Origin of the sequence: Vampirovibrio chlorellavorus, from assembly GCF_003149375.1 — a bacterium.
GTDB lineage: Bacteria > Cyanobacteriota > Vampirovibrionia > Vampirovibrionales > Vampirovibrionaceae > Vampirovibrio > Vampirovibrio chlorellavorus_B.
Window position 1 is genome coordinate 1 of sequence record NZ_QFWH01000012.1, and the last position, 6,434, is coordinate 6,434.

At 41.2% G+C, this 6,434-nt stretch carries 11 protein-coding genes; 7 read left to right on the forward strand and 4 right to left on the reverse strand.

Features of this window, described 5'->3' with window-relative positions:
- The 3 genes from DF283_RS12670 to DF283_RS12680 form a co-directional block, all read left to right on the forward strand.
- The coding region (locus DF283_RS12670) for a hypothetical protein (RefSeq protein WP_303675250.1) at positions 1–335 on the forward strand (335 nt) is incomplete at its 5' end.
- A gap of 93 nt (positions 336–428) precedes the next feature.
- Positions 429–905, forward strand: coding sequence for a DUF6978 family protein (locus tag DF283_RS12675; protein ID WP_303675251.1), 477 nt, complete (start codon positions 429–431; stop codon positions 903–905).
- Positions 902–1,669, forward strand: a complete 768-nt coding sequence (locus DF283_RS12680) for a DUF1829 domain-containing protein (RefSeq protein WP_303675252.1) — start codon at positions 902–904, stop codon at positions 1,667–1,669. The genes DF283_RS12675 and DF283_RS12680 overlap by 4 nt, the downstream gene beginning before the upstream one ends.
- On the opposite strand, the gene DF283_RS12685 is transcribed toward DF283_RS12680, so the two are convergent.
- Positions 1,658–1,984, reverse strand: a complete 327-nt coding sequence (locus DF283_RS12685; RefSeq protein ID WP_303675253.1) for a helix-turn-helix domain-containing protein — start codon at positions 1,982–1,984, stop codon at positions 1,658–1,660. The genes DF283_RS12680 and DF283_RS12685 overlap by 12 nt on opposite strands.
- A gap of 369 nt (positions 1,985–2,353) precedes the next feature.
- Between DF283_RS12685 and DF283_RS12690 the strand changes: the two genes are divergently transcribed.
- The 3 genes from DF283_RS12690 to DF283_RS12700 all read left to right on the forward strand — a co-directional run bounded on the left by DF283_RS12690 (position 2,354) and on the right by DF283_RS12700 (position 3,841).
- Positions 2,354–2,617 carry a hypothetical protein gene (locus tag DF283_RS12690; protein ID WP_303675254.1) on the forward strand — a complete coding sequence of 88 codons (264 nt, stop codon included), beginning with the start codon at positions 2,354–2,356 and terminating at the stop codon, positions 2,615–2,617.
- 61 nt (positions 2,618–2,678) lie between these two features.
- Positions 2,679–3,479, forward strand: coding sequence for an IS1 family transposase (locus DF283_RS12695; RefSeq protein WP_443083024.1), 801 nt, complete (start codon positions 2,679–2,681; stop codon positions 3,477–3,479).
- A complete protein-coding gene (locus DF283_RS12700) occupies positions 3,476–3,841 on the forward strand; it encodes a GIY-YIG nuclease family protein (RefSeq protein WP_303675256.1) in 366 nt (121 codons plus the stop codon). Before DF283_RS12695 ends, DF283_RS12700 begins: the two co-directional genes overlap by 4 nt.
- On the opposite strand, the gene DF283_RS12705 is transcribed toward DF283_RS12700, so the two are convergent.
- The 3 genes from DF283_RS12705 to DF283_RS12715 form a co-directional block, all read right to left on the reverse strand.
- Positions 3,821–4,051 (reverse strand): hypothetical protein, encoded by a 231-nt coding sequence (locus tag DF283_RS12705; protein WP_303675257.1) that lies wholly within the window; start codon positions 4,049–4,051, stop codon positions 3,821–3,823. The genes DF283_RS12700 and DF283_RS12705 overlap by 21 nt on opposite strands.
- A gap of 335 nt (positions 4,052–4,386) precedes the next feature.
- A complete protein-coding gene (locus DF283_RS12710; protein WP_303675258.1) occupies positions 4,387–5,694 on the reverse strand; it encodes a Y-family DNA polymerase in 1,308 nt (435 codons plus the stop codon).
- A 14-nt stretch (positions 5,695–5,708) separates the two neighbouring features.
- Entirely contained in the window at positions 5,709–6,083 is a 375-nt protein-coding gene (locus DF283_RS12715) for a LexA family protein (RefSeq protein ID WP_303675259.1), read from the reverse strand.
- Positions 6,084–6,180: 97 nt separating this feature from the next.
- Between DF283_RS12715 and DF283_RS12720 the strand changes: the two genes are divergently transcribed.
- Positions 6,181–6,434: hypothetical protein (locus DF283_RS12720; RefSeq protein ID WP_303675260.1), on the forward strand; the 254-nt coding region annotated here is incomplete at its 3' end.

The following is a 6,434-nucleotide window of genomic DNA, read 5'->3' on the forward strand; positions in this document are numbered from 1 at the left end:
GCTTGGGAATCACTGGCTCAATCAGTTCCCATTGCTCGTCACTCAAGGGCTTCCAAGGCATACTCTATCCTCTTCTAAACCCTGGAATTCTAACCCAAAGTTACCGTATTGGCTCTAAAACGGTATCTTTAGATCTGGAAAGTATTATTGGGTACTTTGGAGAAAAGCGTTCTAATATTGAGAGTTGGTTGGGCCAACACAAAGACTTGATAAAGGATGCGGTACTTGAGGATAAAGAGTCTAGAGAATACGCTTTCTCTCAATTGGGGTACAATCTTATGCTTACAGAGGCTTTAGAGCTACTAGAGGGAATGAGGGAGTTGAAAGAGGGTTAGTAGGTTCAAGGTTATTTTTTTTGACAACCTTACTTAGTGTTAAGATTAGAAAATAAGGCCATATTAAAAATTTTGTAAGTAAAAGGACTTTAAATGGACTTGTTTCAAACAGATGCAGATAGACTTTTAGCACTCCCCAAAATCCATGTTGGAAGTGATAAAACATATCTTTTGCCAAAGGATGGAAAAACTCTTGAAATCGAACTTATGTCCGAAGATCAAAGTGAGAGCTTCATTCTGAACATCTGGCGTGGCACAATCAGGCTTGATAAAACAACATACGGAACTAGATACAAGAAAATATATATTCTTTCAAGACTTGATATAAATGGTTATCATACTAATCCTGACGTGGAACCCCCTTTAGACTTTTTGCGTCCTTATGTGGGTAGACGCTTCAATGCCGAAACTCACGTTCATATATACACAGAGGGGTTTAATGATAAATGGGCTGTGCCTTTGCCCCATTCAATACTAAAAGAAGTAAGTGTTCCACAGGATTATCTGGTTCAGTTTATGCGATACTGTAATATTATCGAGCCGCCCACCTTTCAGGGAACTTTGGTATGACAACACTAAGACATGAAAACTTACTAGCAGATTATCTCCAATGGTTAAAGGAACAATATATTGGAGAAACTTTGGGTAATGTTGTTGAAATTACTACCCCATTTTTAGATCAACACAATGATAATATTCAAGTTTATATCCAGAAAGAAAATGAAAACATAATAATCTCTGATGATTACTATGTTTTAAGTAATTTGAAAATGAGCGGATGTGAGATCGACACTCCAAAAAGAAAAGAAATTTTGAATTCAATACTATTAAGCTTTGGGGTTAAACAAGAAGGCGACAAATTATTTATTGAAACAAATCCTAAAGCATTCCCTGGTAAGATGCATTCTTTTATTCAGGCTGTAATGGCCATTAATGATCTTTTTGTTATGGCAAGACCAACAGTTGAGAGCATATTCAAAGAAGATGTTGAAAGCTTCCTGTATAAAAACAACGTCAGGTTTTTCCCTTCATTTAAATTAACTGGCAAATCGGGTTTTGACTTTCTGTTCCATTTTGCTGTACCAGGAGGGCACGATACACCGGATAGAATTATTCAAGCAATGAACAATCCTACAAAGCAAAATACTATCCAGCTACTTGGACAATGGCAAGATGTAAATCAAATCAGACCTAAATCCACGGTATTGTATCCTGTTCTAAATGATAGAGATCACAAAGTATCAGAAGAAGTTTTAATGGCTTACGCAGAGTATGGTGCAAAACCTTTGCTTTGGTCAGAGCGTGATAAGTATCTGGAAGAGTTAGTCGCTTAGCTTAATATTCATTACCCACTCTACAATAACTTCTTTTTCTCGTTCATCATTCGCCAGAATATCACTGTAATAGAGCTTTCTTAGCTCTTTATAGGTTATTCCATAGTAATTGGCAAGCCTTTCAAGGACTTCAGGAGTTGGAACCCTTTTGCCTTTCTCATATCGACTAACATCGTTAGGGATAAGTTTGCAAGCTTTTCCTACCTCGTAAAGACTACGAGTACCTCTAAGCTCTTTTAACTTGTCCCCAAGCAAGGGCACTTGACAACCTCTACATCTATACAGATAATTGTTGTGTGATGCAGCATGCATCATAAATTTATTGCTTTTAACCCTGTACAAACAGGGGTAACCCTTTACGTTATCACAACCTTTGTTGGTTGTCTTTAAGATGCTTACAATGACAAAACTAAAAATTTGGTACTACTGCCACCTACTAAAGAAACATGCTTGGGTCATTTCTTACCCTGATGATGAGATGTTTTGCCGTAATTGCAATCAGATCTATGTGAATAAACTCAATAGTGAGAAACACATACGCTTACCGTTTGGGATGAGCGGTAAGTTTAGGGTATCCAGACTTGTTAACGCTGATAACCAACTTCATCAAGTCGTTATCACGTCTGTCTTTACTTTTAGACAACGTTCTTAGAATAGTTTCCAATCGCTTGCTATAATAGAAGTATGAGCAAGCTTCCTAAAAGACCTAGAGATCCCGCCCAACTAGCAAAATTAATGCTAGATATCGCCACTGGCGAAGTCCGTAATGATTCTTTTGATGATGAGCAAGAAGAATCTGAGCGGTCTAAGTCTGGACGACTTGGTGGCTTAGCAGGTGGAGTAGCAAGAGGGAAAAAGCTCACACCTGAAATGCGATCTCAAATTGCAAGTAACGCCGCCAAAGCACGTTGGGATAAAAAGAAAAAATCTGAAGAGAGTGTAGAATAGGGATTTCAAATTAGACTTTATGCTTGACCATATTGTTATGGTTGTAATATAACTTTCTCTTATGAATAGAAAGTCTACAAAAGATCGAGCTTTTATTTTGAATTGCATTGTTGAAGGCAATAGCATTCGTTCTACAGCACGATTAACCAACTCTTCCAAAGATACAGTTATGCGATTGCAAAACGCTGTTGGAGAAGCTTGCGCTAATTTTCATCATAATCATGTGGTTAATTTGCCTTGTCGGTATATACAAGTTGATGAAGTGTGGTCTTTTATTAGAGCAAAAGAAAAGAACGTCCATCAAGGCATTGTTGGTAAAGCCGGGGATGCTTGGTTGTGGACTTCAATCTGTAATGACACAAAGATCATACCAACATGGTACATAGGATTGAGGGATGCTCAATCAGCACATGAGTTTGCTCAAGATCTGGCTTCTAGATTGGCTAATAGGATTCAGCTTACTAGTGACGGTAACAAGGTGTATTTGAAAGCAATTGAGAATGCTTTTGGGCATGACATAGATTACAGAATGCTTATCAAACACTATGATCAATCAAAAGATGAACCCGATACCATCATTGGAACGCCGGATGATAACTATATGCATAACAACTACATTGAGCGAAGCAATCTCACACTTAGAATGTGCAACCGGCGTTTTACTCGTAAGACGAACGCTTTTTCTAAAAGAGTTGAGAATCACATTAACTCTGTTTCTCTAACTTTCACTTATTACAACTTTTGCAGAATGCATAAAACGATTAAAACTACCCCTGCTATTGCAGCAGGAGTAACAGATAGAGTAATGACATTAGAAGAGATAGTAGAAATGTCTGATAGGTATTGGGAGAATAAAAAATGAGTTGTTATTCAGATTATCACGGTTGGTTTCCGCTTAAAGATGAAGAGATTAAAAAGCGTATTACCCGCACTGAACCCGGTACTTATGTTTTGGGTGTGGTGAACGCAGGAGCATTCATACATAAATATATTGGCCGTTCAGATAATGATTTACAACGAAGACTCTCAGAACATGTTGAGGTGAAATACTCACACTTTTACTATAAGCAGTTTGATTCAGTAATAAGCACATTCCTTGAAGAGTGTACGCTTTATCATGAACTTGATGGATTAGATAACGAAAATCACCCCGCTAAACCTAGAGATATTGATGTTAAATGTTTGTTTGGTGAGTGTAATTTTTCAAGGCAATCTAGTCCTTAATGTTTTGGTTATTCTTTCAACTGCAACTAAGTATCCGAAATGCCAATATCCACGCTCTATAGAACCCTCTTCTAAATTTTTCTGCTCTTTCCTACATTCAGGGTAGGTTTTGTCTAACCATTCTGCTACTCCACTTTCTTGGTTTATTAACCAATCGATAATCTCAAGAATTGATTCCTTTATTTGTTGTTCTTCTGTTGACTCCAGCATTATAAAACCTCACTTGTTTACCATCTACTTATATTATAGAAAATTCAAATTAGGACACTACCAAACAGCTGAATTACTTTAAGTTGCCTAATTCTGACATCGGTTGGTAACTTCATCATTACTGGTGATTAGGTGAGAATCTTTTGAGGTAGAGCGTCAGTAGCTAAAAGGCCTCCCAATCATACCTATGTGCTATCACGAATTTTAACTTTCTAAATTTTCAGAGCTAAACGAGGCAATGCTCAATTGTCTGTAAATTTTTGTAGAGATAGTACTTACGGGATTCAATTTGAGCTGTAGTGAGAAAAACAAGGTTTTGCAATTCTATCTATTAACTATAAGGTTTTGACGACCTGTAAGGACATGCCCAGTTCATTCACGGGTGTCATTTGCTGGAAGGGGCTGAGGCCTTTTGCCTTATTTTCCATACGGGAAATATGCTCTTGCTTCATTTTCCATCGCTTATCAAACCCTTCTGCACCATATCGAAGCGTCCCAGAACCATAGCGTTGATTGATCCGATCCAGGGCTCCCATCAGCTCGGTAGTGCGCTCACGATCATAGGGATCCAGTAAGCTCACCTGAATCTCGTTGGCGGGAGACAGATCACAGAGTATCACCCCTGATTTGTGATAGGGATAGCCCTCCCGATAAATCTGCTCCAGAGCGTCTATGGCCCAATGGATCAACTCACTGGTGAGATCTGTGGAATAAGGCAACGTCAGGCAGAGCCCATTGGCATACTGAGGGCTTTGTGCCCGATACTTGTTTGTTCTGATAAACACATAAACCCCTCGGGCGGTCAGCCCTTCCAGTCTCATTTTTTGAGCCGCCTGGGTCGTATGCATGGCAATGGCCTGCTTGAGTTCGGTCAGGGTTTCTACATACGCCCCAAAAGAGAGCGATGACATAATGGACTTGGAGGTTACCGGCACAATAGGCGGCATACAGGAAATCCCTCGGAGTTCATACACGGTTCGCATCAAAACCACATTGTTAAAGCGCTTCATCAGCAGGGAATCCGGCGCGTTCTTTAAATCCAGAGCCGTCTTGATGCCCGCCGCTTCCATTTTTTTACCCCAGCGCCTGCCAATCCCCCAGACATCCGAAACCAGGGTGCGGGATAGCGCCAAATCCAAATAGGGAGAATGAGACAAATCCAAAACCCCTTGTGCTTTCAGCGATTTTTTCGCCAAGCGATTGGCTACTTTGGCCAAGGTGCGGGTTTGGGCAATCCCAATCGAAACGGGGATACCTGTCCATTGCTGAATGGTTCGCTTGATTTCTCGGGCATAAGCATCGGGGTTGTGGATGCCGGTCAAATCCAAAAAGGCTTCATCAATGGAATAATGCTCCAATTTAGGCGTGAATCTGCTCAGAGTATGCATGACCCGCCCCGACATTTCTTTATAAAACGGGTAATTGCTGGAAAAATAGCGCACATTATGTCGTTGCACCAGTTCGCGAATTTTATAAAAAGGGTGCCAGTCAATGCCAAGGGCTTTGGCTTCTTTGGAGCGGGCCACCACCACCCCATCATTGTTGGATAGCACGATGACCGGCTTGCCATTCAACGATGGATTCAGCACCCGCTCACAGGAGCAGAAAAAGCTGTTGCAATCCACCAGGGCGTAAAGGGTCATAGAATCATCACCAATTAAATAGGAGAACGATACAGGCCGGTGACTACCCCGCAGCAAAATCCACCGGTTTCATCTGTGGGATAGGGCGGTGATGAATCATCATCCGTGACCAGGAACAGTTTGCCTGCGTTCCGTACTAAGCGCCTGATTTTATAAGTGCCCTCAATATCCACTTTCAGCACATCACCGGGGCGGGGCCGAATAGAGCAATCCACAATCAGGAGATCGCCTTTTAGAATATGTTCGATACAGTTTTCCTCCGCTTGATAGAGGTGCGTAGCCGCCGGGTTTTGAATGGCCCGACTGTTGAGATCCAGGTTGATATAACCCTCGACCAGGGTAACCGTGGGGGTGTTTTTTGAGAAAAAAGGCAGGCGAACGCTATCCATGGCGGATAATCTCCTCTTTTTCTGCATCGTTCTGCTAAGGGCTTAAGGCTGAGCCGTATACTATGCACTATATCGAAACTTTGTTCGATTGGCAATCATGGAATCGATGGAGCGGGGAAGAGAAATCTCAGTACCTTGGGTGGCAATCCGCAAAGTAATTAAGACTCAAGCAATGTTCTCGCTTATGGCGGATTCGTCCGACTCAGGGGATGAAGTGTCCTTGGTTGTTTTGATTTTCCAGATCCGTCCAGGGGTGTTTCCACTGAGGTGGTTTTTCTTTTTGTGGGCGGGGTCGATGGGATTGATTCAGATTGTGCTGAAAGCGTTTTTCACAGAAGGCCAGAAAAGTCT